We start from the raw sequence: 23150 nt of genomic DNA, 5'->3' as shown, positions 1-23150 counted from the left end.
TTAGATGTCGCCCTGGCTGACAGTAGTGGGAATCGGTGAAGACGGCTTCAAGGGCCTGGGCAGGAATGCCCGTCATGCCTTGCTCGGCGCTTCGCGGATCGTGGGCGGCCAGCGCCAGCTGGATCTGCTGCCCCCGTGCATCCGCGGCGAGCGCCAGCTGTGGCCCAGCCCGTTTTCCCTGGAGCCGGTACTGAGTCAGCGCGGGGCGCCGGTCTGTGTGCTGGCCAGCGGCGATCCGATGCTGTTCGGTGTCGGTGCCAGCCTGGCGCGCCAACTGCCCGTGGAGGAGCTGCAGGTGCTGCCTTTTCCTTCCTCTTACTCCCTGGCCGCCGCCCGCCTGGGCTGGCCATTGCAGGAAGTGACCAGCCTGTCGGTGGTGGCGCGGCCGATCGCCGCGCTCAATGCCCAACTGTCCAGCGGTGTGCGCCTGCTGGTGCTGAGCAATGACGGCCACAGCCCGGCGGCCATCGCTGCCCTGTTGCGCGAGCGCGGCTTCGGCCCGAGCCGGATCAGCGTGCTGGAGCACCTGGGCGGGCCCCTGGAGCGCCGTATCGACGGCAGCGCCCACGATTGGAGCGACCCACCGATTGCCGACCTCAACCTGCTGGCCATCGAGTGTCGGGCCGAGGCAGGTGCGCCGCGCCTGTCGCGCCTGGCCGGCCTGCCGGATTCGGCCTTTCGCCATGACGGCCAGTTGACCAAGCGGGACGTGCGCGCCATCACCCTGGCCCGCCTTGCGCCGGTGCCCGGTGAACTGCTCTGGGACGTGGGCGCCGGCAGCGGCTCCATCGGCATCGAATGGATGCGCGCCCATCCCAGCTGCCGGGCCCTGGCCATCGAGGCCGATGACGGCCGCCAGCAACTGATCGAGTACAACCGCGATGCCCTCGGGGTGCCCGGGCTGCAACTGATCCGCGGCAGCGCGCCCCAGGCCCTGGCCGGACTGGAACGCCCGGACGCGGTGTTCATCGGCGGCGGCGTGACCCGTGAAGGCGTCTTGCAGACCTGCTGGGAACAGCTCAAGCCCGGCGGACGCCTGGTGGCCAACGCGGTGACCCTGCAAAGTGAAATGACCCTGGCGCACTGGCGCGACCGGCACGGTGGCGAACTGACCCGCATCCATGTTGCCCAGGCCCAGCCCCTGGGCGAATTCGACACCTGGCGCCAGGCCCTGCCGATTACCCTGCTGGACCTGTGCAAACCCCTGGATGCGTCATGAGTACTGCAGGCCCGGGACGCCCCGCGAAAACACTCTGGAGCAGGGCGTCATCCCTAGCGCCAGCAGGCTCGTTGCCACAGGAGCCAGGGCATGCGTGACGAAACCGCAGAACAGCCCGCGCCCCTGCGCAGCGGCCTGACCACCGGCAGCTGCGCCACCGCCACCAGCCTCGCGGCGGCTCGCCTGTTGCTGGGGGGCGTCGACGCGGACGCGGTGGATATCATCCTGCCCAAGGGCAAGCAGGTGCAGATGCGCCTGGAATTCTGCCGTCACATTGAGGACGGCGCGGAAGCGGGCACCCTCAAGGACGCCGGGGATGATCCGGACGTGACCCACGGCGCGCTGTTGTATTCCCAGGTCCGCCTGACGCCTGAGCCGGGAATCCGCTTCGTCGCCGGCCAAGGCGTGGGGACCGTGACCCGCCCAGGCCTGGTCCTGGCCGTAGGGGAACCGGCGATCAACCCGGTGCCGCGCAAGATGATCACTGAACACCTGTTGAGCCTGGCCGAAGAGCGGGCCTATCACGGTGGCTTCGAGGTCACGGTGAATGTCCGCGACGGCGAGGCCCTGGCCCTGAAAACCATGAACCCGCGCCTGGGGATCCTCGGGGGGCTGTCGATTCTCGGCACCAGCGGCATCGTCCGGCCTTTTTCCTGTTCGGCCTACATCGCCTCGATCCACCAGGGCATCGACGTGGCCAAGACCAATGGCTACCTGCACATTGCCGCCTGCACCGGCAACGCCAGCGAAGACACCATGCGCCGCGTCTACGGCTTGCCGGAAATCGCCCTGATCGAAATGGGCGACTTTGTCGGCGCCGTGCTCAAGCACCTGCGCAAAGTGCCTGTGGACAAGCTCAGCCTGTGCGGCGGTTTCGGCAAGATCAGCAAGCTGGCCGCCGGGCACATGGACCTGCACAGCCGTCACTCCAGCATCGACCTGGGGCAACTGGCCGAATGGGCTGCGCAAGAGGGTGCCGATCCGGCCCTGCAACAGGCCATTCGCGAGGCCAACACCAGCCAGCAGGCCCTGGCCATGGCCAGCGCCGCCGGGGTGGCCCTGGGGGCCGCGGTGTGCCGGCACGCCCTGGCATTCGCCCGCAGCGTGGTGCCGTCCCAGGTCCAGGTGGAGGTCTTTGCCATCGATCGCCAGGGCGGCATTGTCGGCCATGCTGGAGCCTTTTCATGACTCGCATCCTGCTCCTGGGTGGAGTCACTGAAGCCCTGGCCATCGCCCGTACCTTGGGCCCGCAGCATATCTACAGCCTGGCCGGCATCGGCCGGGTACCCCGCGACCTGGACTGTCAGGTACGGGTCGGGGGCTACGGCGGCGCCGATGGCCTGGCGGCGTTTATTCGAGAAGAACGGATCGGCCTGCTGCTCGATGCCACCCATCCCTATGCCGCCCGGATCAGTGCCAATGCAGTGGCCGCTGCGCGCCTCAGCAACACAGCTTGCTGGGCCTTGCGGCGTCCGGCCTGGCAGCCGCAACCCGGGGATGACTGGCGTGAGGTCGCTGATTGGGGGCAACTGGTGGACGCCCTCGACGAATTCAAACGGCCGCTGTTCACCCTGGGCCGCGAACCCTTGCAGCACCTGGACGAGATTCCTGCAGGGCAGTTCTGGACCCTGCGTGCACTGGAAGCCTGTGCGGGCAATGAACGCTGCGAAGTGATCGGTGCTCGCGGCCCCTTTCTGATCGAGGACGAGCGCGCCCTGTTCGAGCGCCGGCAAATCGATGTACTGATCAGCAAGAACAGCGGTAGCAGCGCCACCGAGCCGAAGTTGGAAGTGGCCCGCGAGCGTGCAATACCGGTGCTGGTACTCAAGCGTCCGGAGCTGCCCGAGGCCGATCGAGTGTTCAGCAGCGTCACCGAACTGCTGACCGCGATGCACTCACAGTACACAGCCTGACAGACAAAAACGTCTCGCCTCACCCCCACAGGCGAACCCCCTGACAGCGCCGCCTTGGCCCATGCCTTAGCCTCCCTGGACAACCTCAGTGACGCCGATACGGCACAAGACCGATCGTCACGTTATTGAGCATCAAGCTGGCAAATGGGTTGCCAGTCAGTATCCCAAGGAATACAGTCGCGATGTTGATCTTCGAGCAGACTCGGGAGTTCACTCGCTGGCTCCTCCACCTGAACGACCCTCAGGCAAAGACTCGCGTACTGGCCAGGGTGAGGGCCGCGCAACTGGGGCACTTCGGAGACTGCGAGCCCGTCGGCGAGGGCGTGCATGAAATGCGCATCCATCGCGGTCCCGGCTACCGGGTGTACTTCTCCCGTCGAGGCAAACGGATCTACCTGCTGTTGATCGGTGGCGACAAGTCCACCCAGAAACGCGACATCCAACAGGCCAGGCAACTGGCCCACGACCTCATGAGCGAGGGCTGAAACATGCGCACCCCAGTGACCCGCTTCGACGCGGCGGAGTACCTCAAGACCCCTGAAGACATGGTTGCCTACCTCGAGGCCTGCTTCGAGGAAGACACCGGCGACGGCGTGCTGATCCGTGCCGCCCTCAACGACATCGCCCGGGCCCGCGGCATGACCCAGGTCGCACGGGCTACCGGGCTGGGCCGCGAAAGCCTGTACAAGGCCCTGGGCAGCCAGGGCAATCCCGAGTTCGCGACTATCATCAAGGTCATGAAGGCACTGGGGCTGAAACTCCACGTCGGCCTGGCTTGACCGGGCACTGCGACACCACACCGCACACAGTGTTTTTTTACTTATCCACAGCGATCAGGCTAAATACCCGCCTGATCGCTCAACCGACGGATCGCCCACCATGTCCCGACAACGGCTCGCATTTGCCTGGATCGCCTGCTTCGCAGTGCTGTTCAACATGCTTGCCATGCCGCTTTCCGGGGCCATGCAGCGCAGCGATTCAGGGTTCGACGAGCAACTGCTGTGGGGCAGCTTCTGCTCTTCCACCGGCACCAAGCTGGTGGCCATCTCCCTGGGCAAGCTTGAACAGAAAGCCCCGCAGAACGACGATCACTCGAATATGCAGCACTGTTGGTGCTGCTCCGGCTCCGCCCCGCTGGTGGCGCTGCCCGGGCATGTCCCACAGCTGTATTTCAAGCGCTTCCAGGCCCAGCCGGGCATCCCCCAGCCGCCGTTCGAATGGCTCAGCCTGCGCCAGCAGTGGCCGAGCCTGAACCCCGGGGCCCCGCCTCTGGCATGATTCCCTTTCGCAAGTGATCTGCGTTTTTGAATCGTTCTGGAGAACTGCCATGTCCACATCTTCCCTGGTCAAGCAATCCCTGCTGCTGGCCGCCCTGCTGCTGCCTGCCTGCTTCGCCACCGCCCACGACTACAAGGCCGGCGAGTTGCAGATCGCCCATCCCTGGTCCCAGGAACTGCCGCCGAATGCGCCGACCGTCGCGGCCTACTTCGTGGTGCACAATCCGGGCAAGACTGCCGACACCCTGCTCAGCGTCGACACGCCAATCGCCGGCAAGGCCGAGCTGCATGAACACGTGATGCAGGGCGACCTGATGAAGATGCAACAGGTGCCCACAGTCGCCGTACCCGCCGGGGGCGAGGTGACCTTTGCGCCCATGGGTTACCACGTGATGCTGCTGGAGCTCAAAGACCGCAGCCTGCTCAGCGATGGCAAGCGCTTCCCGCTGACCCTGCACTTCGAGAAGGCCGGCAACGTCACTGTCGAAGTCGCAGTGCAAAAACAGGCACCGGACAACACGCACGAGCACCAGCACGCCCAGTAAGCACTGACCGGCCTCTACCGTGAACGCCCCGCTCAGGCCTGGCGTCAGGCACCCTGTGTCGCGTCGAGACTCACTCCGAGTCCGCCGCGGCAGCTGGATCAGCCTGTTCGCCATGCTGATGATCTTTATCGGCCCGCTGATTTCCCAGTCGATGCCGATGGATCACGCGATGCCGATGAACATGTCCGCTTCGATGGACATGGGCAGCGGCGCGCCCGCCTGCCACGACGAGCCCCCCAGCCACGGCGAGCATGGCAAGCCCCAGGGCGAACAGCATGTGCTCTGGGAAAAATGTGGCTACTGCAGCCTGCTGTTCAATTGCCCGGCGCTGCCCTCGGGCCTGTCGTTCGCCGCCCTGTCGGCGCCTCCCACCCAGTCGTTCCTGATCCCCGCCACGCGCCTGGGCCACGCCCGGCAGACCGTGTTCCCCGGCGCCCTGACCCGCGCCCCACCGATCCTCAGCTGAGTCGCTAGCTCATCTCACACGGCCGGCTGTCAACGCGACAGACGCGTATTGCTGGCCGTGTCATTCAAGACCGATCGATGGAACAACTATGTTTTCTGCTGACACTCGCCTGGGCGTTGCCCAGCCACTCCAGTGCTTTGCCCTGAACCCTTCGCGCCAGCGTTTCACCAGCGCCATCGCTATGCTCTGCGGCGTCCTGCTCACGCCACTGGCATTGGCCGAAGACGCCATGGACCACTCCCGGCACACCAGCACCGAGCTGAGCCCGACGGTGATCACCGCCATCGCCCCCAGCTCGCCCCTGACCGTGGTCACCAACCCCAAGGACCCGCGCCAGCCGGTGCCGGCCAGTGACGGCGGCGACTACCTGAAGACCATTCCCGGCTTCGCCCTGGTGCGCAACGGCGGCACCAACGGTGATCCGGTATTGCGCGGCATGTTCGGTTCGCGCCTGAACATCCTCACCAACGGCGGCATGATGCTCGGCGCCTGCCCCGGCCGCATGGATGCCCCGACCTCCTACATTTCCCCGGAAACCTACGACAAGCTGACCGTGATCAAGGGCCCGCAGACCGTGCTCTGGGGCCCGGGCGCCTCGGCCGGCACGGTGCTCTTCGAGCGTGAGCCGGAACACTTCGGCGAACTCGGCACCCGGGTCAATGCCAGCCTGCTGGCCGGCTCCAACGGGCGCTTCGACAAGACCCTGGACGCCGCTGCCGGTGGCCCCCTGGGTTATGTGCGGGTGATCGGCAACACCGCCCACGCCGACGACTACCGCGACGGCAACAACGACACCGTGGCCTCGCGCTACGACAAGTGGAACGGTGACGTGGCCCTGGGCTGGACCCCGGACGCCGACACCCTGCTGGAGCTCACCGCCGGCAAGGGCGATGGCGAGGCCCGCTATGCCGGGCGTGGCATGGACGGCTCGCAGTTCAAGCGTGAAAGCCTGGGCCTGCGCTTCGAGAAATCCAACATCGGCGACGTTCTCGACAAGGTCGAGGCCCAGGTCTACTACAACTACGCCGACCACGTGATGGACAACTACAGCCTGCGCACCCCGTCCGGCACCGGGATGATGGCCGGCCCCATGGCCTCCAACGTCGACCGTCGGACCCTTGGAGCACGGATCAAGGCCACTTGGCGCTGGGCCGATGTGCAGTTGATCAGCGGCCTGGACGCCCAGACCAACGAACACCGCAACCGCGCCAGCAGCGGCATCGACACCTACAAGCAATTGCCCCGCACCAAGGATGCGGATTTCCACAACTACGGGGCGTTCAGTGAGCTGACCTGGTACGCCGCCGAGCGTGACCGCCTGATCACCGGTGCGCGCCTGGACCGCGCTTCAGCCAAGGACTACCGGCAGAGCATCGGCTCGGGAATGATGAGCCGCCCCAACCCCACCGCCGGCGACACCCGCGCCGACACCCTGCCCAGCGGCTTCGTGCGCTACGAGCATGACCTGGCCGACAGCCCGACCACGCTCTATGTCGGCCTTGGCCACACCCAGCGCTTCCCCGACTACTGGGAGCTGTTCTCGCCGAAAATGGGCCCGGCGGGCTCAGTGAACGCCTTCGATTCGATCAAGCCGGAAAAGACCACCCAGCTCGACTTCGGCCTGCAATACCAGGGTGAAGACCTGGAAGCCTGGGCCTCGGGCTACCTCGGCCAGGTACGCGACTACATCCTCTTCGATTACAGTTCTGCGATGGGCGGCATGAGCATGTCCCGGGCCGAGAACATTGACGCGCGGATCATGGGCGGCGAACTGGGGGCGGCCTACAAGCTGACCTCCAACTGGAAAGCCGATGCGACCCTGGCCTACGCCTGGGGCAAGAACAGCAGCGACGGCAAGGCCCTGCCGCAGATGCCGCCGCTGGATGCGCGCTTCGGCCTGACCTACAGCGAGGACGACTGGAGCGCCGGAGCCCTGTGGCGCGTGGTCGCCGCGCAGAACCGGGTGGACCTGAACAAGGGCAACGTGGTCGGCAAGGACTTCGGCAAGAGCGGCGGCTTCGGCGTGTTCTCCCTCAACGGCGCCTACCGGGTGACCAAGAACCTCAAGCTCAGCACCGGGGTCGACAACCTGTTCGGCAAGGCCTACGCCGAGCACCTGAACCTGGCGGGCAATGCCGGTTTCGGCTACCCGGCGACCGACCCACAGGCGATCAAGGAACCGGGGCGCACGCTCTGGACCAAGGTTGACCTGAGCTTCTGACCCCCCAACGCCAGCGGCCGGCTCCTGGTTCAGGGGCCGGCCTGCCGGCTACCAGGCCGCCATCGGCGCCTCATAAAAACAGATCCACAGCCCTGCGGAGCGTTCCTCGATGAATCGACCCAAAGTGTCGTTCTACAACCTGGCCTGGCGTTGGCATTTCTACGCCGGGCTGTTCGTCGCCCCCTTCATGGTAATGCTGGCCCTGACCGGCATCGTCTACCTGTTCAAGCCGCAGCTGGACCCGCTGATGTACTCCAGCCTGCTCAAGGTGCCCGCCGGCCACCACAGCCTCAGCGCCGATGAGCTGTTGCAGCGGGTGCAAACGGCCTACCCCCAGGGCCGTATCAAGCAGTACCTGCCCCCTGTGGACGCCGAGCGCAGCGCGCAGTTCGTGGTGCAGCACAAAGGCCAGGAACTCAATGTGTTCATCGACCCCTACCACGGCGACGTGCTTGGCGAGCAGGATGCCAAGGGCAACCTGCAGGCCATGGCCCGGGCCATTCATGGCGAGCTGATGATCGGCACCGTGGGGGATCGGTTGGTGGAGCTGGCCGCGAGCTGGGGCATTGTCCTGGTGGTCTCGGGCCTGTACCTGTGGTGGCCGCGGGGCAAGTCTTCGGCCGGGGTTCTCTGGCCGCGCTGGGGCGCCCGCGGCCGCCTGTTCTGGCGTGACCTGCACGGCGTGCTGGGTTTCTGGGGCTCGGCCTTCCTGCTGCTGATGCTGCTCAGCGGCATGACCTGGACCGGCTTCTGGGGCAAGCAGTACGCCAACCTGTGGAACCGCTTCCCGGCGGCCATGTGGAACGACGTGCCGACCTCCGACCAGCAGGCCGGCGAGCTCAATAGCGCCAGCCGCCAGACCGTGCCCTGGGCCCTGGAAAACACCCCGATGCCGATGTCCGGCGACCACGCCGAGCACATGGCCCACAACGCTGGCAATGCAGCACCGGCCGCCCCCGCCATCAGCCTGCAGGCGGTGCAGGACATCGCCCGCCAGCGCCAGGTCGAAGCGGGCTACAGCATCACCCTGCCGAGCACTGCGACAGGGGTATTCACCATCGCCGTGTTCGCCGACGACCCGCGCCACGACGCCACCCTGCACGTCGACCAGTACAGCGCCAAGGTGCTCGCCGATGTGCGCTGGAAGGACTACAGCAACGTCGCCCGGGCCACCGAGCTGGGGGTGATGCTGCACGAAGGCAAGATGTTCGGCCGCTTCAACCAGATTCTGGTGCTGCTGGTGTGCCTGATGATCCTGCTCGGCGCCGTGAGCGGCATCGTCATGTGGTGGCAACGTCGCCCCCAGGGTCGGCTCGGCGTACCGCCATTGCGCCACGACCTGCCGCGCTGGAAAACCGCGATGCTGGTCATCGGCCTGCTGGCCCTGGCCTTCCCGCTGGTGGGGGCTTCGCTGATCGTGGTGTGGTTGCTGGACCGCTTGCTGCTGTCACGTTGGAACCGTGATCCTGAATCCGCCTCATCTTCAACATGAGTCAGGCGAGATGCGCATTCCAGAGGGCTCGATACAATCCGCGCGCTTCAGTTGCGCACCGCCATAATGTTACTTTATAACAACTAGTGTAAGATCCTCGCCCGCAGTCCCCGCTGCGGGCAACCCTCTGGAAGAAGTGATTCACCGTCCCGATGAACAAGTACCTGCTGCCCAGCCTCTGCCTGATGGCCCTGCCTTCCCTGGCCCAGGCCGACGACTCCGCCCTGACCCTGCCCACCGGCACCATCTCCGCCCCGGCCAGCGAGGCCGACGGCAGCGTCAGCCTGAAGACCCCCACCAGCGCCGGTTCGCGCCTGGGCCTGAGCGCCCTGGAAACCCCAGCCAGCACCGACAGCCTGAGTGGCGAGCGGATCCGCGCCCGGGGCGATCGCAGCATCCAGGACGCGGTATCGCGCAGCGCCGGCATCAGCCGCACCGGCACCCCGGGCGACGGCGGCACGTCGCTGTCGGCACGGGGCTTTACCGGGCAGAGCTCGGTAATGCAGCTGTATGACGGCAACCGCATGTACACCGGCATGGGCACCGTGACCTTCCCGGTGGACACCTGGGCGGTGGAGCGGGTCGACGTGCTGCGCGGCCCGGCCTCGGTGCTGTACGGCGAAGGCGCCACCGGTGCGGTGATCAACACCATTGCGAAAAAGCCGTTCAGCGGCGAAATCGAAAACCACCTGCGCCTGGGCTACGGCTCCTACGACCGCCAGCAGCAGGCCCTGGACAGCGGCGGTTCCCTGAGCGACACCCTGAGCTACCGACTCAACCTCAACCGCGAACGCAGCAACGGCTGGATCGACCGAGGCGATTCCTCCGCCGACTTCGTCAGCGCCGCCCTGCGCTGGCAGGCCCGTGACGACCTGGCCTTCACCCTGGCCCACGACTACGGCGACCAGAAGCCGATGAACTATTTCGGCACGCCGCTGATCGATGGGCGCTTTCACAAAAGCCTGCGGGACAAGAACTACAACGTGCGCAACGACCAGCAGCACTACAACGACCAGTGGACCCGCCTGACCAGCGAATGGCAGATTTCCGACAACCTCAGTGCCAGCAACGAGCTGTACTACCTCAAGGCTCAGCGCCGCTGGCAGAACGCCGAGAACTACAACTTCAACCGCCTGGACCGGCAGCTGACCCGCAGCGGCAACTTCGGTATTGGCCACCAGCAGGAACAGGTTGGCGACCGCCAGACCTTCACCTTCAAGCACACCGTGTTCGGCCTCGACAGCCAGACCCTGACCGGGGTCGACTACAACCGCATCCGCTTCCACATGAAGAGCAACTCGCCCTTCACCGACTACTTTACCGACGGCCAGCCGGTGGATCTGTACCACCCGGCCCCGGGCGACTTTGCCAGCGACAGCCCCTACCGCGACCAGTTCAAGACCACCACCAAGCAGATGTCGGTGTTCGCCGAAAACCGCCTGCAGCTCAGCGAGCGCTGGTCCCTGGTGACCGGTGTGCGCCGCGACTACGTGCATATTGATCGCGATGACCTGGTCAAGAACGAGCGTGACGACAAGACCCTCACCGGCAACAACTGGAAGGCCGGGCTGGTGTTCGCCGTCACTGCGGATACGTCTGTGTACGGCCAGTACTCCACCAGCACCGACGGGGTCGGCGGGCTGATTTCCCTGAGCAAGAGCCAGCAGCAATTCGACCTGTCCAGCGCCAGGCAGACCGAGATCGGCCTCAAGCAGATGTTCTGGGACCAGCGCGGCGAATGGACCCTAGCGGCCTACCACATCGTCAAGAAGAAGCTGCTGACCGATGTCCCGGGCGACCCGGACCTGAAACAGCAGGTGGGCCAGCAATCCTCCAACGGCCTGGAGGCCAGCCTGGACCTGCAACTGCCCCGCGCCTGGCACCTGCAAGCCAACGCCGCCATCGTTCGCGCCCAATACGATGACTTCCAGCAGGACGTCGACGGCGTGCAAGTCTCCCGCGATGGCAAGCGCCCGGTGGACGTACCACGCCGCACCGCCAACCTGTGGCTGAGCAAGGCCATCAACGATGACCTGCGGGCCGGCGCCGGGGTGCGCTACGTGGACGCACGCTACGCCGACATGGCCAATCAGAACCAACTGCCCAGCTACACCGTGGTCGATGCCAACCTGTCGTGGAAGGCCCTGCCCAATACCACCCTGGGCCTGCAATTGAACAATCTGTTTGACCGCCAGTACGCGCAAAGCCAATACAATGACGGCCAGCAGTGGATACTCGGCGAACCACGCTCGTTGTTCGTCACCGCTGACTACACCTTTTAACCTCACCTGCGGCCACCGCGCAGGGACCACACGGACACGGCATGACCTCGCTGAACCTCTGCAACCTGGCCTGGACGCCCCTGGGCCAGGGCCATTGCCATCACCAGTTCCAACTGCGTGAGGCCAGCCTGTCGGTGGCGCCCGGAGAGTTCGTCGGCCTGATCGGCCCCAATGGCAGCGGCAAGACCAGCCTGCTGCGCTGCGCCTATCGCTTCAGCAAGCCCGAGCAGGGCGAGGTGCAACTGGGTCACCAGAATGTCTGGAAACAGTCGCCACGCTGGTGCGCGCAACGCATCGCCGTGGTGCTGCAGGAGTTCCCCGACGCCTTTGGCTTGACGGTGGAAGAAGTGGTTGCCATGGGCCGCACGCCCCACAAGGGCCTGTTCGACGGCGACACCGACGAGGACCGGCACCTGGCCCGTGAGGCCCTGCAATCGGTGGGCCTGCTGGGCTTCGAGCAACATGCCTTCGCCACCCTCTCCGGGGGTGAAAAACAGCGGGTGATCCTGGCCCGCGCCCTGGCCCAGCAACCTCAACTGCTGATCCTCGACGAACCGACCAATCACCTCGACCCACGCTACCAACTGGAGCTGCTGCAGCGGGTCAAGCGCCTGGGCATCGGCACCCTGGCCAGCATCCACGACCTGAACCTGGCGGCGGCCTTCTGCGACCGCCTGTATGTGCTTGACCACGGGCGCATCGTCGCCAGCGGTACGCCGGCGCAAGTCCTCACCGTGGAGTTGCTGCGAGAGGTGTTCGGGGTCGAGGCACTGATCGATGCACACCCCCTGTCCGGCTACCCACGAATCACCTGGATTACCCAACCATGACCTTGCGCCTTCTGTTTCGCTCCAGCCTGTTCCTGGCCCTGTCGCTGGGGGCCACCCAGGCCTTCGCCGAAGCCACCCGCTACCCGCTGACCGTCACCAGTTGCAACCGCCAGGTGACCTTCAAGGAAGCGCCGCAGCACGCCCTCAGCCATGACATCAACATGACCCAGATGATGCTCGCCCTGGGGCTCAAGTCGCGCATGGTGGGCTACAGCGGCATCAGCGGCTGGAAGGCCGTGACACCCGAGATGAGCACCCTGCTGGAGGGCCTGCCGGAGCTGGCGGCCAAATACCCCTCGGTGGAGACCCTGCTCAACGCCAACGTCGACTTTCTGTTTGCCGGCTGGGACTACGGCATGCGCGTCGGCGGCGACCTGACCCCACAGACCCTGGCGCCCCTGGGGATCAATGTCTATGAGCTGACCGAGTCCTGCGCCTTCGTCATGCAGCGCCCGCCCGCCAGCCTCGATGACACCTACAACGACCTGCGCAACCTGGGCCGGATCTTCGATGTTCAGGACCGCGCCAATGCCCTGATCGCCCAGATGCAGGCACAGGTGGCGCAGGTGCAGAAGGACCTGCCCCAGGACCCGCCGCGAGTATTCCTCTATGACAGCGGCGAAGACCGGGCCATGACCTCCGGCCGCCTGGGCATGCCGCACGCGCTGATCGAGGCTGCCGGTGGGCGCAACATTCTCGAGGACGTCGACGCCAGCTGGACTCGGGTCAACTGGGAGACCGTGGTCGAGCGCAACCCACAGGTGATCGTGATCGTCGACTACAGCGAAGTCACAGCCGAGCAGAAGCAGCAGTTCCTTCTGGACAACAAGGCCCTGCAGGGGATCGACGCCATCAAGAACCAGCGCTTCATCGTCATCCCTTACGTGCAGGCCACCCCGGGCATCGACAATGTGCTGGCGGTAGAAACCCTGGCCAAGGGTTTCCACGGCGAATGATCAAGGGTCGCTATGCCTGCCTGCTGCTGATCCTTGGCGCCCTGCTGCTGGTGTCCTGCGTGCTGTCCCTGGGCTTTGGCCCGGCACGGGTACCGGCGGAGCTGGTGTGGCGGATTCTCCTGTACAAGGCGCTGGGCATCGGCGTGGTGGACTGGCCTGCCGGGCAGGAACACATCGTCTGGCTGATCCGCGTGCCGCGCATGCTCCTCGGCGCCCTGGTGGGGGCCGGGCTGGCGCTGATCGGCGCGGTGCTGCAGGCGGTGACCCGCAACCCCCTGGCCGACCCGCACTTGCTGGGCGTCACCTCCGGCGCCACCCTCGGCGCGGTGATCGTGGTCCTGCACCTGGGGCAGGTGATCGGCCTGCTGACCTTGCCCCTGGCAGCGTTTATCGGCGCCTTGGCCAGCATGGTCCTGGTGCTCGGCATCGCCGCCCGCAACGGCCGCCTGGACAGTGACCGCCTGCTGTTATGCGGCGTGGCCGTGTCCTTCGTGATGATGGCCGTGGCCAACCTGCTGCTGTTCATGGGGGATCACCGGGCCAGCTCCGCGGTGATGTTCTGGATGCTCGGCGGCCTGGGCCTGGCGCGCTGGGAGCTGCTGGCGATTCCCGCCGCCAGTGTGCTGCTGGGGCTGGCCCTGCTGCTGGGCATGGCCCGTCCGTTGAATGCCCTGATGGCCGGCGAGCAGACCGCCGTGACCCTGGGCCTGAATGCCCGCAATGTGCGCCTCAAGGTGTTCCTGATTGCCTCGCTGATGACCGGGGTGCTGGTGTCCATCAGCGGCTCCATCGGTTTTGTCGGGCTGATGGTGCCGCACATTGCCCGGCGCCTGGTGGGCGCCGAACATCGCCGCTTGCTGCCGGTGTGCGTACTGCTGGGGAGCCTGTTCCTGGTCTGGGTGGATGTTGCCGCACGTACCCTGATCGCCCCCGAGGACCTGCCCATCGGCGTGGCCACCGCGGCCATCGGTGGGCTGTTCTTCATCGGCCTGATGCGCCGCCGCTGACCGCGCCCCTGTAGGAGCCGGCTTGCCGGCGAAAGCGCCCGTGAGCCGTATGCCGGATTCGCGGGCCTCTTCGCTGGCAAGCCAGCTCCTACAAGCGTCGCCCGTGCTTTAAGATCGCGTCCTTCGATCTCTCAGGATGAGTCTCATGCTTAAAACCCTGCTCCTGGCCTTGCTGCTCGGCACCTCCCTTGGCGCCGTGGCCGACACCTCTGTCGATGTCTCGAAAATCTACGGCAACATCCAGCTCGTCAACAGCTTCCCCGACTACAAGGTCAAGGTAGTGAACTCCTTCCCCGACCTGAAGGTGAAGCAGGTCAACTCCTTTGCCGACTCGCCGGGCAAGTGGAAAATCGTCAACAGCTTTCCCGATTACAAGATCCAGATCGTCGACTCCTTTCCCGACTTCACCATCAAATATGTCGACTCCTTCCCCGGCGTGAATTGAAGCCCCGCGCCGATCGCGGCTGCCGCTGTGCGGCAGCACCACAATGACGCACCCCGGCGCACCACGCCCTGGCCCAGGCCTCGTCTTGGGGCATCGATTCTCCTGCGCGCGCGCGTAAAGCGAGGTTTTCCTGCCCTGCACCGACTCGGCACACCCCTTGCAAAACAGCCCTTCAGTAGTCCGCATCTGCCTCTTAAAAAAACCAAGAGTTCATGGAGATCGCACAATGAAGCGTCGTAGCTTGCTCAAGGCTTTCACCCTCTCGGCATCGATTGCCGCGATGGGCATGACCTGGACCGTCCAGGCCGCCGAGACCATCAAGGTGGGGATCCTGCACTCGCTGTCGGGCACCATGGCGATCTCCGAGACGTCCCTCAAGGACATGGCGCTGATGACCATCGACGAGATCAACGCCAAGGGCGGGGTCAACGGCAAGCTGCTGGAACCGGTGGTGGTGGACCCGGCTTCGAACTGGCCGCTGTTCGCTGAAAAGGGCCGCCAGTTGCTGACCCAGGACAAGGTGGCGGTGGTGTTCGGCTGCTGGACCTCGGTGTCGCGCAAGTCGGTGCTGCCGGTGTTCGAGGAACTCAACGGCCTGCTGTTCTACCCGGTGCAGTACGAAGGCGAAGAGCTGTCGCCCAACGTGTTCTACACCGGCGCCGCGCCGAACCAGCAGGCGATCCCCGCGGTGGAATACCTGATGAGCGAAGACGGCGGCAGCGCCAAGCGCTTCTTCCTGCTGGGCACCGACTACGTCTACCCGCGCACCACCAACAAGATCCTGCGCTCGTTCCTGCACTCCAAGGGCGTGGCCGACAAGGACATCGAAGAGGTCTATACCCCGTTCGGCCACAGCGACTATCAAACCATCGTCGCCAACATCAAGAAGTTCTCCGCCGGCGGCAAGACTGCGGTGATCTCCACAGTCAACGGCGACTCCAACGTGCCCTTCTACAAAGAGTTGGCCAACCAGGGCCTGAAAGCCACCGAAGTGCCGGTGGTGGCCTTCTCGGTGGGCGAGGAAGAACTGCGCGGCATCGACACCAAGCCGCTGGTGGGCAACCTGGCGGCGTGGAACTACTTCGAATCGGTGGATAACCCGGTGAACCAGAAGTTCGTCGCCGCCTGGAAGGCCTACGCCAAGGCCAAGAACCTGCCGGGCGCCGACAAGGCGGTGACCAACGACCCGATGGAAGCCACCTATGTGGGCATCCACATGTGGGCCCAGGCGGTGGAGAAAGCCAAGTCCACCGATGTCGACAAGGTCCGCGAGGCCCTGGCCGGGCAGACCTTCGCCGCGCCCTCGGGCTACACCCTGACCATGGACAAGACCAACCACCACCTGCACAAGCCGGTGATGATCGGCGAGATCCAGCCCGACGGTCAGTTCAACGTGGTGTGGCAGACCGAGGGCCCGATCCGCGCCCAGCCGTGGAGCCCGTTCATTCCGGGCAACGACAAGAAGCCGGACTACGCGGTCAAGAGCAACTGATCCGAACCTGACGCCCTCCCCGTAGGAGCGAGCTTGCTCGCGATGAGGTCCGCAGGACCTCCAACGAAACCGCCCGGCTGGCCGCTGCGCGGATCGCGAGCAAGCTCGGTCCTACAGGTTATTCGGGCGCTTTCAAGGACACCGATATGCCCACTGCCCTCTACCGTTTGATCCTCGCCGGCCTGCTGTTACTGCCATGGACAGCCCAGGCCGGGGATGCCGAAGACTTCGTTGCCGGCAACTCCAGCGAGCAAGCCCGGCTTCTGGAAACCTGGGCCGCGCAGCCCGACCCAACGCGCCTTGCGCTGCTCAACGCCCTGCAACAGGGCCAGTTGGACATCGCCGGCGAAAGCAAGACCCTGCGCCTGAACAACCGCCTGCGGGGCCTGATCGACACCGCCCTGGCCAGCCACCAACTGCTCGCCGCCGACAGTAAAAGCCGCCTGGCGGCTGCCGTCCAATTGCAGAAAAGCGCCAAGCCGGCGCAGTTGAAATTCCTCGATGCGCAACTGGCCGCCGAGCAAGACCCCGGCGTGCACGACGCCCTGAGCCTGGCCCTGGCCAACCTGCAACTGGTGGACAGCGACCCGGCGGTGCGCCTGGCCGCCGTGCGCCTGCTGGGGGAAACCGGCGACCCACTGGCCCGCACCCGCCTCGAAGGCCTGCTGGAGCCCGGGGTCGAAGCCGATGCCGCGGTACGCACCGCTGCCGAAACCAGCCTGGCCCAGGTCAAGCGCAAGCTGCTGGTCGGCGAGCTGCTGGGGCAGGCTTTCAGCGGCCTGTCCCTGGGCTCGATCCTGTTGCTGGCTGCCCTGGGCCTGGCCATCACCTTCGGCCTGCTGGGGGTGATCAACATGGCCCACGGCGAAATGCTGATGCTCGGTGCCTACGCCACCTATGTGGTGCAGTTGCTGTTCCAGCGCTACGCGCCCCAGGCCATCGAGTACTACCCGCTGCTGGCCTTGCCGGTGGCGTTCTTCGTCACCGCCGGGATCGGCATGGCCCTGGAACGCACGGTGATCCGCCATCTCTACGGGCGCCCCCTGGAAACCCTGCTGGCCACCTGGGGCATCAGCCTGATGCTGATCCAACTGGTGCGCCTGCTGTTCGGCGCGCAGAACGTCGAGGTGGCGAACCCGGCGTGGCTGTCCGGCGGGATCCAGGTCCTGCCCAACCTGGTACTGCCCTACAACCGCATCGTGATCATCGCCTTCGCGCTGTTTGTCGTGGTGCTCACCTGGCTGCTGCTGAACAGGACTCGGCTGGGCCTGAACGTGCGGGCAGTGACCCAGAACCGCAACATGGCCGCCTGCTGCGGCGTGCCCACCGGCCGCGTGGACATGCTCGCCTTCGGCCTCGGCTCGGGCATCGCCGGCCTCGGTGGCGTGGCCCTGAGCCAGATCGGCAACGTCGGCCCGGACCTGGGCCAGGGCTACATCATCGATTCGTTCCTGGTGGTGGTGCTCGGCGGGGTCGGGCAACTGGCTGGCAGTGTCATGGCGGCCTTCGGCCTGGGCATCGCCAACAAGATCCTCGAACCGCAGATCGGCGCCGTGCTGGGCAAGATCCTGATCCTCGCGCTGATCATTCTGTTTATCCAGAAACGCCCGCAAGGACTCTTCGCATTGAAAGGACGGGTGATCGACTGATGAATCAACCACTGCTGATTACCGCCAGCCAGAAAGCCGGGCCCAGGGTCACGATCACCGTCGGCGCATTGCTGCTCCTGATGCTGCTGGCCCTGCCGCTGCTGTCGCTGCTGCCGGCGGACAACCCGCTGCAGGTCTCGGCCTACACCCTGACCCTGGTGGGCAAGATCCTCTGCTACGCCATCGTCGCCCTGGCCCTGGACCTGGTCTGGGGCTATGCCGGGCTGCTGTCCCTGGGCCACGGGCTGTTCTTTGCCCTGGGTGGCTACGCCATGGGCATGTACCTGATGCGCCAGGCCGCGGGCGATGACCTGCCGGCGTTCATGACCTTCCTCTCGTGGAGCGAGCTGCCCTGGTACTGGGTCGGCACCGAGCACTTCCTCTGGGCCCTGTGCCTGGTGGTGCTGGCCCCGGGGCTGCTGGCCCTGGTGTTCGGTTTCTTCGCCTTCCGCTCGCGGATCAAGGGCGTGTATTTCTCGATCATGACCCAGGCCCTGACCTTCGCCGGGATGCTGCTGTTCTTCCGTAACGAGACCGGCTTTGGCGGCAACAACGGCTTCACCAACTTTCGCAGCATCCTCGGCTTCGGCATCACCGAACCGGGCACTCGGGCGGTGCTGTTCCTGGCCACCGTGCTGTTGCTGGTGGCCAGCCTGTACAGCGGCTGGCGCCTGGCCCGAAGCAAGTTCGGCCGGGTGCTGACGGCCCTGCGCGATGCCGAGAACCGCCTGATGTTCTGCGGCTACGATCCTCGCGGGTTCAAGCTCTTCGTCTGGGTCCTGAGCGCGGTGCTGTGCGGCCTGGCCGGGGCCCTGTACGTGCCCCAGGTGGGCATCATCAACCCCAGCGAAATGTCCCCGACCAACTCCATCGAGGCCGCCGTGTGGGTCGCCCTTGGAGGGCGGGGCACGCTGATCGGTCCGCTGCTGGGAGCCGGCCTGGTCAACGGCATGAAGAGCTGGTTCACCGTGGCCTTTCCCGAGTACTGGCTGTTTTTCCTCGGTGCGCTGTTCATCGGGGTGACCCTGTACCTGCCCAAGGGCGTGATCGGCCTGCTGAACAAACGAGGTGCACAATGAGAGTCACAGCGACGGCGGAGTTCATGCTCGAACCTATTCTCGACAGCAACAAGGACGCCGGCGCCAGCCGCGACGCCATCGGCCTGGGCCAGGCCGCCGGCAGCGGCCTCAACACCCGCCACGGCACCCTCCTGACCCTGGAGGACATCAGCGTCAGCTTCGACGGTTTCAAGGCCCTCAACGACCTCAACCTGTACATCGGCGTTGGCGAGTTGCGCTGCATCATCGGCCCCAACGGTGCCGGCAAGACCACCCTGATGGACGTGATCACCGGCAAGACCCGGCCCACCCAGGGCAAGGCCTGGTTCGGCGAAACCCTGGACCTGACGCGCATGAGCGAAGTGCAGATCGCCCAGGCCGGAATCGGCCGCAAGTTCCAGAAACCCACGGTGTTCGAGGCCCTGACGGTGTTCGAGAACCTGGAGCTGGCGCAGAAGACCGACAAGTCGGTGTGGGCCTGCCTCGGCGCGCGCCTGGGCGACGAACAGCGGGCGCGCATCGAACAGGTGCTGGAGACCATCCGCCTGACAGCCTCGGCGCAACGCCAGGCGGGCTTGCTGTCCCACGGCCAGAAACAGTTCCTGGAGATCGGCATGCTGCTGATGCAAGACCCGCAGCTGTTGCTGCTGGACGAACCGGTGGCGGGCATGACCGATGCCGAGACCGAGTTCACCGCCGAGCTGTTCAAGAGCCTGGCCGGCAAGCATTCGCTGATGGTGGTGGAGCACGACATGGGCTTTGTCGGCGCGATTGCCGACCACGTCACCGTGCTGCACCAGGGCAGCGTGCTGGCCGAAGGGTCCCTGGAGCAGGTGCAGGAAAACCAACGGGTGATCGAGGTGTACCTCGGCCGTTAACGCGATCGCCGTTCGCCGGCAAGCCTGCGCCTGCACCCTCCCGTAGGAGCTGGCTTGCCAGCGAAGAGCGCCCCGCAATTCCCACAAGATTCGAGTACCCGACCATGCTCCAAGTCGACCAGTTGCACCAGTACTACGGCGGTAGCCACATCCTGCGCGGCCTGAGCTTCGAAGCCCGGATCGGTGAAGTCACCTGTCTGCTGGGGCGCAACGGCGTGGGCAAGACCACCCTGCTCAAATGCCTGATGGGCTTGCTGCCGGCCAAGGAAGGCGCGGTCAACTGGGAGGGCCGGACCATCACCGCCTACAAGCCGCACCAGCGGGTCCACGCCGGAATCGCCTACGTGCCCCAGGGCCGGGAAATCTTCGCCCGCCTGACCGTGGAGGAAAACCTGCTGATGGGCCTGTCGCGCTTTCCCGGTGCCGAGGCCAGAGAGGTTCCGCCCTTCATCTACGAACTGTTTCCGGTGCTGTTGCAGATGAAGCAACGCCGGGGCGGCGACCTCTCCGGCGGCCAGCAGCAACAGCTGGCCATCGGCCGCGCCCTGGCCAGCCGCCCACGCCTGCTGATCCTCGATGAACCCACCGAAGGCATCCAGCCCTCGGTGATCAAGGAGATCGGCGCGGTGATCAAAAAGCTTGCCGCCCGGGGCGACATGGCGATCCTGCTGGTGGAACAGTTCTACGACTTCGCCGCGGAACTGGCCGACCAGTACCTGGTGATGTCCCGGGGGGAAATCGTCCAGCAGGGCCGCGGGGAAAATATGCAGGCAGAAGGTGTACGCGGCCTGGTTACGATCTAATCTGTAGCCTCCTAACGATAACGACCCAGCATGAACTCACCTGCCGCCACCGCCCTGTTCACCCCCAGCTGGCACGCCGAGCTGGAACTGGCCTACGCCCGTTTCGGCGCCACCACGCGCCCGGTACTGCGCCGCCACCTGGGCCCGTTGCGGGTACAGAAGCACCTGTACGCCGAAGGCCCACAGGTGTGCCAGCACATCATCGTGCACCCGCCCGGCGGGATAGCCGGCGGCGACCAACTGGCCATCAGTGCCCGGGTCGACAACGGTGCCTGGGCCCAACTGACCAGCCCCGGGGCCGCCAAGTGGTACCGCGCCAACGGCCCGGCCGGCCAGACCCTGGCCCTGCAGGTGGCAGCGGGGGCGACCCTGGAGTGGCTGCCCCAGGAGACCATCGTCTTCAGCGCCGCCCAGGCCGAGCTCAGTACCCAGGTCGACCTGCAGGGCGATGCCCGGTTGTTCTACTGGGACGTGGTGGCCCTGGGACGTCCGGCCAGTGGGGAGCACTTTGCACACGGGCACTTCCAATCGCACCTGGATATCCGCCGTGACGGCAAGCCGCTGTGGCATGAACGCCAGCGCATCGTCGGTGGCGATGGCCTGCTGGACTCACCCATCGGCCTGGACGGCCACCCGGTGTTTGCCACCTTGCTGGCCACCGGCGAGATCAGCGCCGAACTGCTGGAACACTGCCGCGCCCTGGAGCACCCGGTGCGGGGCGACCTCACACAATTGCCCGGCCTGCTGGTGGCCCGCTGCCTGGCCAGCGAGGCGCTGCTGGCCCGGGCCTGGCTGATCGACCTGTGGCGCTTGCTGCGTCCGGCGTTGCTGGGCCGCGAGGCCGTGCCGCCGAGGATCTGGAATACATGAAGCGCCCGACTTCTTCTAACTGCCCATAACGGATTGATCACGATGGACCTGACCCCACGCGAGAAAGACAAGCTGCTGATCTTCACCGCCGGCCTGGTGGCCGAGCGGCGACTGGCCCGCGGCCTCAAGCTCAACTATCCGGAAACCATGGCCTACATTTCCGCGGCCCTGCTCGAAGGTGCCCGTGACGGCCAGACCGTGGCCCAGCTGATGCACTACGGCACCACCCTGCTGAGCCGGGAACAGGTGATGGAAGGCATCCCGGAGATGATCCCGGACATCCAGGTGGAGGCCACCTTCCCCGACGGCACCAAGCTGGTCACCGTCCATCAACCCATCGCCTGAGGCCGTGCCATGACCTATCGCATCCGCGACGCGCTGCACGCCGACCTGCCGGCAATTCGCGATATCTACAACGATGCCGTGCTCAATACCACGGCGATCTGGAACGAATCACCGGTGGACCTGGGCAACCGCCAGGCCTGGTTCAGCGCACGCCAGGCCCAGGGTTATCCGATCCTGGTGATCGTCACCCCCGAGGAGCAGGTGCTCGGCTACGCTTCTTTCGGCGACTGGCGGCCCTTCGACGGCTTTCGCCACACCGTGGAGCATTCGGTCTATGTGCGCGGCGACCAGCGCGGCAATGGCCTGGGACCGCGCCTGATGGAGGCGCTGCTGGAACGCGCCCGCGGCTGTGACAAGCACGTGATGGTGGCCGCCATCGAAACCGGCAACAGCGCCTCGATCCGCCTGCATGAGCGCCTGGGGTTCATCATCACCGGGCAGATGCCCCAGGTGGGCACCAAGTTCGGGCGCTGGCTGGACCTGACCTTCATGCAACTGACGCTCAACCCCGGGGCCCAACCGCCCGCCCCTCACAAGGAGTGACCTGTCGATGAACGCCGCCCAACTGCGCCTTGTCCATGGAGAAAGCTTTGCCCACTACCGCCAGGGATTGATCGACCTGCTGTTCGACTCGGTGCAGCACGGCGCATCGATAGGTTTCATGGCCGACCTGGATGACAGCCAGGCCCGGGCCTATCTGAATCAGGTCCAGGCCGGCGTCGAGGACGGCAGCCTGCTGCTGTGGGTGGTGGTCCACGATGAAAAGGTCCTGGCCAGCGTGCAACTGGCGCTGTGCATGAAAGCCAACGGGCGCAATCGTGGCGAAGTGCAGAAGCTCCAGGTCCTGCACAGCGCCCGGCGCCGGGGCCTGGGCCAGCAACTGATGACGGCCCTGGAACAGGCCGCTCGCCAGCACAAGCGCGGCCTGCTCTACCTGGACACCGAAGCGGGGTCGGCGGCCGAAGACTTCTACCGCTCCCTGGGCTATACCCGGGTCGGCGAACTGCCCAACTACTGCCAGAGCCCGGACGGCACCTATACCCCCACCGCCATCTACTTCAAGACCTTGGGACAACCCCTATGATTCCTGGCCAATACCAGATCCAGCCTGGCGAGATCGAACTCAATGCCGGGCGCCGTACCCTCAGGCTGAGCGTTGCCAACAGCGGTGACCGGCCGATCCAGGTCGGCTCTCACTACCACTTCTTCGAAACCAACGACGCCCTGACCTTCGACCGCGCCGCCAGCCGCGGCATGCGCCTGAACATTCCGGCCGGCACCGCCGTGCGCTTCGAACCGGGACAAACCCGGGAAGTGGAACTGGTGGACCTGGCGGGTCATCGCCGGGTCTTCGGTTTTGCCGGACGCATCATGGGCGACCTCTGAGCCCCTCGACGCCACG

Annotated in this window: 25 protein-coding genes; all 25 read left to right on the top strand. The window is 65.7% G+C overall.

Going from position 1 to position 23150, the window contains the following annotated elements:
• The first annotated feature begins 4 nt into the window (after positions 1-4).
• The 25 genes from cbiE (at position 5) to ACZ5BO_RS04440 (ending at position 23134) form a co-directional block, all read left to right on the top strand.
• Entirely contained in the window at positions 5-1219 is a 1215-nt protein-coding gene (gene cbiE, locus ACZ5BO_RS04560) for a precorrin-6y C5,15-methyltransferase (decarboxylating) subunit CbiE (RefSeq protein WP_464698458.1), read from the top strand.
• Positions 1220-1309: 90 nt separating this feature from the next.
• A complete protein-coding gene (locus ACZ5BO_RS04555) occupies positions 1310-2407 on the top strand; it encodes a cobalt-precorrin-5B (C(1))-methyltransferase (RefSeq protein WP_025130549.1) in 1098 nt (365 codons plus the stop codon).
• The gene (locus tag ACZ5BO_RS04550) at positions 2404-3132 is read left to right on the top strand and encodes a cobalt-precorrin-6A reductase (RefSeq protein WP_025130548.1); all 729 of its coding nucleotides are present in this window, start codon (positions 2404-2406) and stop codon (positions 3130-3132) included. The genes ACZ5BO_RS04555 and ACZ5BO_RS04550 overlap by 4 nt, the downstream gene beginning before the upstream one ends.
• 182 nt (positions 3133-3314) lie before the next feature.
• Complete coding sequence (locus ACZ5BO_RS04545; RefSeq protein WP_025130547.1) at positions 3315-3617, top strand: type II toxin-antitoxin system RelE/ParE family toxin; 303 nt, start codon at positions 3315-3317, stop codon at positions 3615-3617.
• 3 nt (positions 3618-3620) lie between these two features.
• Positions 3621-3911, top strand: a complete 291-nt coding sequence (locus tag ACZ5BO_RS04540; RefSeq protein WP_025130546.1) for an addiction module antidote protein — start codon at positions 3621-3623, stop codon at positions 3909-3911.
• 100 nt (positions 3912-4011) lie between these two features.
• Positions 4012-4410 (top strand): DUF2946 domain-containing protein, encoded by a 399-nt coding sequence (locus ACZ5BO_RS04535; RefSeq protein WP_464698454.1) that lies wholly within the window; start codon positions 4012-4014, stop codon positions 4408-4410.
• 49 nt (positions 4411-4459) lie between these two features.
• Positions 4460-4954: a copper chaperone PCu(A)C gene (locus ACZ5BO_RS04530; protein WP_029978591.1), complete on the top strand. Its 495-nt coding sequence runs from the start codon at positions 4460-4462 to the stop codon at positions 4952-4954.
• Positions 4955-5009: 55 nt separating this feature from the next.
• Entirely contained in the window at positions 5010-5420 is a 411-nt protein-coding gene (locus ACZ5BO_RS04525) for a DUF2946 domain-containing protein (RefSeq protein ID WP_464698452.1), read from the top strand.
• 88 nt (positions 5421-5508) lie between these two features.
• A complete protein-coding gene (locus ACZ5BO_RS04520) occupies positions 5509-7641 on the top strand; it encodes a TonB-dependent copper receptor (protein WP_025130542.1) in 2133 nt (710 codons plus the stop codon).
• A 109-nt stretch (positions 7642-7750) separates the two neighbouring features.
• On the top strand, positions 7751-9133 hold the full coding sequence (locus ACZ5BO_RS04515; protein WP_464698449.1) for a PepSY-associated TM helix domain-containing protein: 1383 nt from the start codon (positions 7751-7753) through the stop codon (positions 9131-9133).
• Positions 9134-9285: 152 nt separating this feature from the next.
• Positions 9286-11415, top strand: a complete 2130-nt coding sequence (locus tag ACZ5BO_RS04510) for a TonB-dependent receptor (RefSeq protein ID WP_464698447.1) — start codon at positions 9286-9288, stop codon at positions 11413-11415.
• Positions 11416-11456: 41 nt separating this feature from the next.
• Positions 11457-12245 (top strand): ABC transporter ATP-binding protein, encoded by a 789-nt coding sequence (locus ACZ5BO_RS04505; protein ID WP_025130539.1) that lies wholly within the window; start codon positions 11457-11459, stop codon positions 12243-12245.
• On the top strand, positions 12242-13201 hold the full coding sequence (locus tag ACZ5BO_RS04500; RefSeq protein ID WP_025130538.1) for an ABC transporter substrate-binding protein: 960 nt from the start codon (positions 12242-12244) through the stop codon (positions 13199-13201). Before ACZ5BO_RS04505 ends, ACZ5BO_RS04500 begins: the two co-directional genes overlap by 4 nt.
• Positions 13198-14208, top strand: a complete 1011-nt coding sequence (locus ACZ5BO_RS04495) for a FecCD family ABC transporter permease (protein ID WP_464698444.1) — start codon at positions 13198-13200, stop codon at positions 14206-14208. The genes ACZ5BO_RS04500 and ACZ5BO_RS04495 overlap by 4 nt, the downstream gene beginning before the upstream one ends.
• 145 nt (positions 14209-14353) lie before the next feature.
• Entirely contained in the window at positions 14354-14653 is a 300-nt protein-coding gene (locus ACZ5BO_RS04490; protein ID WP_464698442.1) for a 7(1) septoil knot domain-containing protein, read from the top strand.
• Between the two features lie 226 nt (positions 14654-14879).
• The gene (gene urtA, locus ACZ5BO_RS04485) at positions 14880-16145 is read left to right on the top strand and encodes an urea ABC transporter substrate-binding protein (RefSeq protein WP_025130535.1); all 1266 of its coding nucleotides are present in this window, start codon (positions 14880-14882) and stop codon (positions 16143-16145) included.
• Between the two features lie 146 nt (positions 16146-16291).
• A complete protein-coding gene (gene urtB, locus ACZ5BO_RS04480; protein WP_464698440.1) occupies positions 16292-17794 on the top strand; it encodes an urea ABC transporter permease subunit UrtB in 1503 nt (500 codons plus the stop codon).
• Positions 17794-18873: an urea ABC transporter permease subunit UrtC gene (gene urtC, locus ACZ5BO_RS04475; RefSeq protein ID WP_464698438.1), complete on the top strand. Its 1080-nt coding sequence runs from the start codon at positions 17794-17796 to the stop codon at positions 18871-18873. The genes urtB and urtC overlap by 1 nt, the downstream gene beginning before the upstream one ends.
• The gene (urtD, locus tag ACZ5BO_RS04470) at positions 18870-19730 is read left to right on the top strand and encodes an urea ABC transporter ATP-binding protein UrtD (protein ID WP_464698436.1); all 861 of its coding nucleotides are present in this window, start codon (positions 18870-18872) and stop codon (positions 19728-19730) included. The genes urtC and urtD overlap by 4 nt, the downstream gene beginning before the upstream one ends.
• 104 nt (positions 19731-19834) lie before the next feature.
• Positions 19835-20533: an urea ABC transporter ATP-binding subunit UrtE gene (gene urtE, locus ACZ5BO_RS04465; protein WP_025130531.1), complete on the top strand. Its 699-nt coding sequence runs from the start codon at positions 19835-19837 to the stop codon at positions 20531-20533.
• Positions 20534-20563: 30 nt separating this feature from the next.
• Entirely contained in the window at positions 20564-21403 is an 840-nt protein-coding gene (locus tag ACZ5BO_RS04460) for an urease accessory protein UreD (RefSeq protein ID WP_464698434.1), read from the top strand.
• A 42-nt stretch (positions 21404-21445) separates the two neighbouring features.
• Positions 21446-21748 carry an urease subunit gamma gene (locus tag ACZ5BO_RS04455; protein ID WP_025130529.1) on the top strand — a complete coding sequence of 101 codons (303 nt, stop codon included), beginning with the start codon at positions 21446-21448 and terminating at the stop codon, positions 21746-21748.
• Between the two features lie 9 nt (positions 21749-21757).
• Positions 21758-22291 carry a GNAT family N-acetyltransferase gene (locus ACZ5BO_RS04450; protein ID WP_025130528.1) on the top strand — a complete coding sequence of 178 codons (534 nt, stop codon included), beginning with the start codon at positions 21758-21760 and terminating at the stop codon, positions 22289-22291.
• Positions 22292-22298: 7 nt separating this feature from the next.
• Entirely contained in the window at positions 22299-22832 is a 534-nt protein-coding gene (locus ACZ5BO_RS04445) for a GNAT family N-acetyltransferase (protein ID WP_464698431.1), read from the top strand.
• Positions 22829-23134, top strand: coding sequence for an urease subunit beta (locus tag ACZ5BO_RS04440; protein ID WP_025130526.1), 306 nt, complete (start codon positions 22829-22831; stop codon positions 23132-23134). Before ACZ5BO_RS04445 ends, ACZ5BO_RS04440 begins: the two co-directional genes overlap by 4 nt.
• Positions 23135-23150 lie beyond the last annotated feature (16 nt).

This window comes from Pseudomonas sp. FFPRI_1 (assembly GCF_055384485.1).
Note: the sequence above shows the minus strand (reverse complement) of the source record. Positions and strands in the feature narration are given on the sequence as shown.

Coding starts and splice junctions, on each gene's coding strand:
- cbiE (WP_464698458.1), top strand. CDS start 5: ATGTCGCCCTGGCTGACAGTAGTGGGAATCGGTGAAGACGGCTTCAAG.
- ACZ5BO_RS04555 (WP_025130549.1), top strand. CDS start 1,310: ATGCGTGACGAAACCGCAGAACAGCCCGCGCCCCTGCGCAGCGGCCTG.
- ACZ5BO_RS04550 (WP_025130548.1), top strand. CDS start 2,404: ATGACTCGCATCCTGCTCCTGGGTGGAGTCACTGAAGCCCTGGCCATC.
- ACZ5BO_RS04545 (WP_025130547.1), top strand. CDS start 3,315: ATGTTGATCTTCGAGCAGACTCGGGAGTTCACTCGCTGGCTCCTCCAC.
- ACZ5BO_RS04540 (WP_025130546.1), top strand. CDS start 3,621: ATGCGCACCCCAGTGACCCGCTTCGACGCGGCGGAGTACCTCAAGACC.
- ACZ5BO_RS04535 (WP_464698454.1), top strand. CDS start 4,012: ATGTCCCGACAACGGCTCGCATTTGCCTGGATCGCCTGCTTCGCAGTG.
- ACZ5BO_RS04530 (WP_029978591.1), top strand. CDS start 4,460: ATGTCCACATCTTCCCTGGTCAAGCAATCCCTGCTGCTGGCCGCCCTG.
- ACZ5BO_RS04520 (WP_025130542.1), top strand. CDS start 5,509: ATGTTTTCTGCTGACACTCGCCTGGGCGTTGCCCAGCCACTCCAGTGC.
- ACZ5BO_RS04515 (WP_464698449.1), top strand. CDS start 7,751: ATGAATCGACCCAAAGTGTCGTTCTACAACCTGGCCTGGCGTTGGCAT.
- ACZ5BO_RS04510 (WP_464698447.1), top strand. CDS start 9,286: ATGAACAAGTACCTGCTGCCCAGCCTCTGCCTGATGGCCCTGCCTTCC.
- ACZ5BO_RS04505 (WP_025130539.1), top strand. CDS start 11,457: ATGACCTCGCTGAACCTCTGCAACCTGGCCTGGACGCCCCTGGGCCAG.
- ACZ5BO_RS04500 (WP_025130538.1), top strand. CDS start 12,242: ATGACCTTGCGCCTTCTGTTTCGCTCCAGCCTGTTCCTGGCCCTGTCG.
- ACZ5BO_RS04495 (WP_464698444.1), top strand. CDS start 13,198: ATGATCAAGGGTCGCTATGCCTGCCTGCTGCTGATCCTTGGCGCCCTG.
- ACZ5BO_RS04490 (WP_464698442.1), top strand. CDS start 14,354: ATGCTTAAAACCCTGCTCCTGGCCTTGCTGCTCGGCACCTCCCTTGGC.
- urtA (WP_025130535.1), top strand. CDS start 14,880: ATGAAGCGTCGTAGCTTGCTCAAGGCTTTCACCCTCTCGGCATCGATT.
- urtB (WP_464698440.1), top strand. CDS start 16,292: ATGCCCACTGCCCTCTACCGTTTGATCCTCGCCGGCCTGCTGTTACTG.
- urtC (WP_464698438.1), top strand. CDS start 17,794: ATGAATCAACCACTGCTGATTACCGCCAGCCAGAAAGCCGGGCCCAGG.
- urtD (WP_464698436.1), top strand. CDS start 18,870: ATGAGAGTCACAGCGACGGCGGAGTTCATGCTCGAACCTATTCTCGAC.
- urtE (WP_025130531.1), top strand. CDS start 19,835: ATGCTCCAAGTCGACCAGTTGCACCAGTACTACGGCGGTAGCCACATC.
- ACZ5BO_RS04460 (WP_464698434.1), top strand. CDS start 20,564: ATGAACTCACCTGCCGCCACCGCCCTGTTCACCCCCAGCTGGCACGCC.
- ACZ5BO_RS04455 (WP_025130529.1), top strand. CDS start 21,446: ATGGACCTGACCCCACGCGAGAAAGACAAGCTGCTGATCTTCACCGCC.
- ACZ5BO_RS04450 (WP_025130528.1), top strand. CDS start 21,758: ATGACCTATCGCATCCGCGACGCGCTGCACGCCGACCTGCCGGCAATT.
- ACZ5BO_RS04445 (WP_464698431.1), top strand. CDS start 22,299: ATGAACGCCGCCCAACTGCGCCTTGTCCATGGAGAAAGCTTTGCCCAC.
- ACZ5BO_RS04440 (WP_025130526.1), top strand. CDS start 22,829: ATGATTCCTGGCCAATACCAGATCCAGCCTGGCGAGATCGAACTCAAT.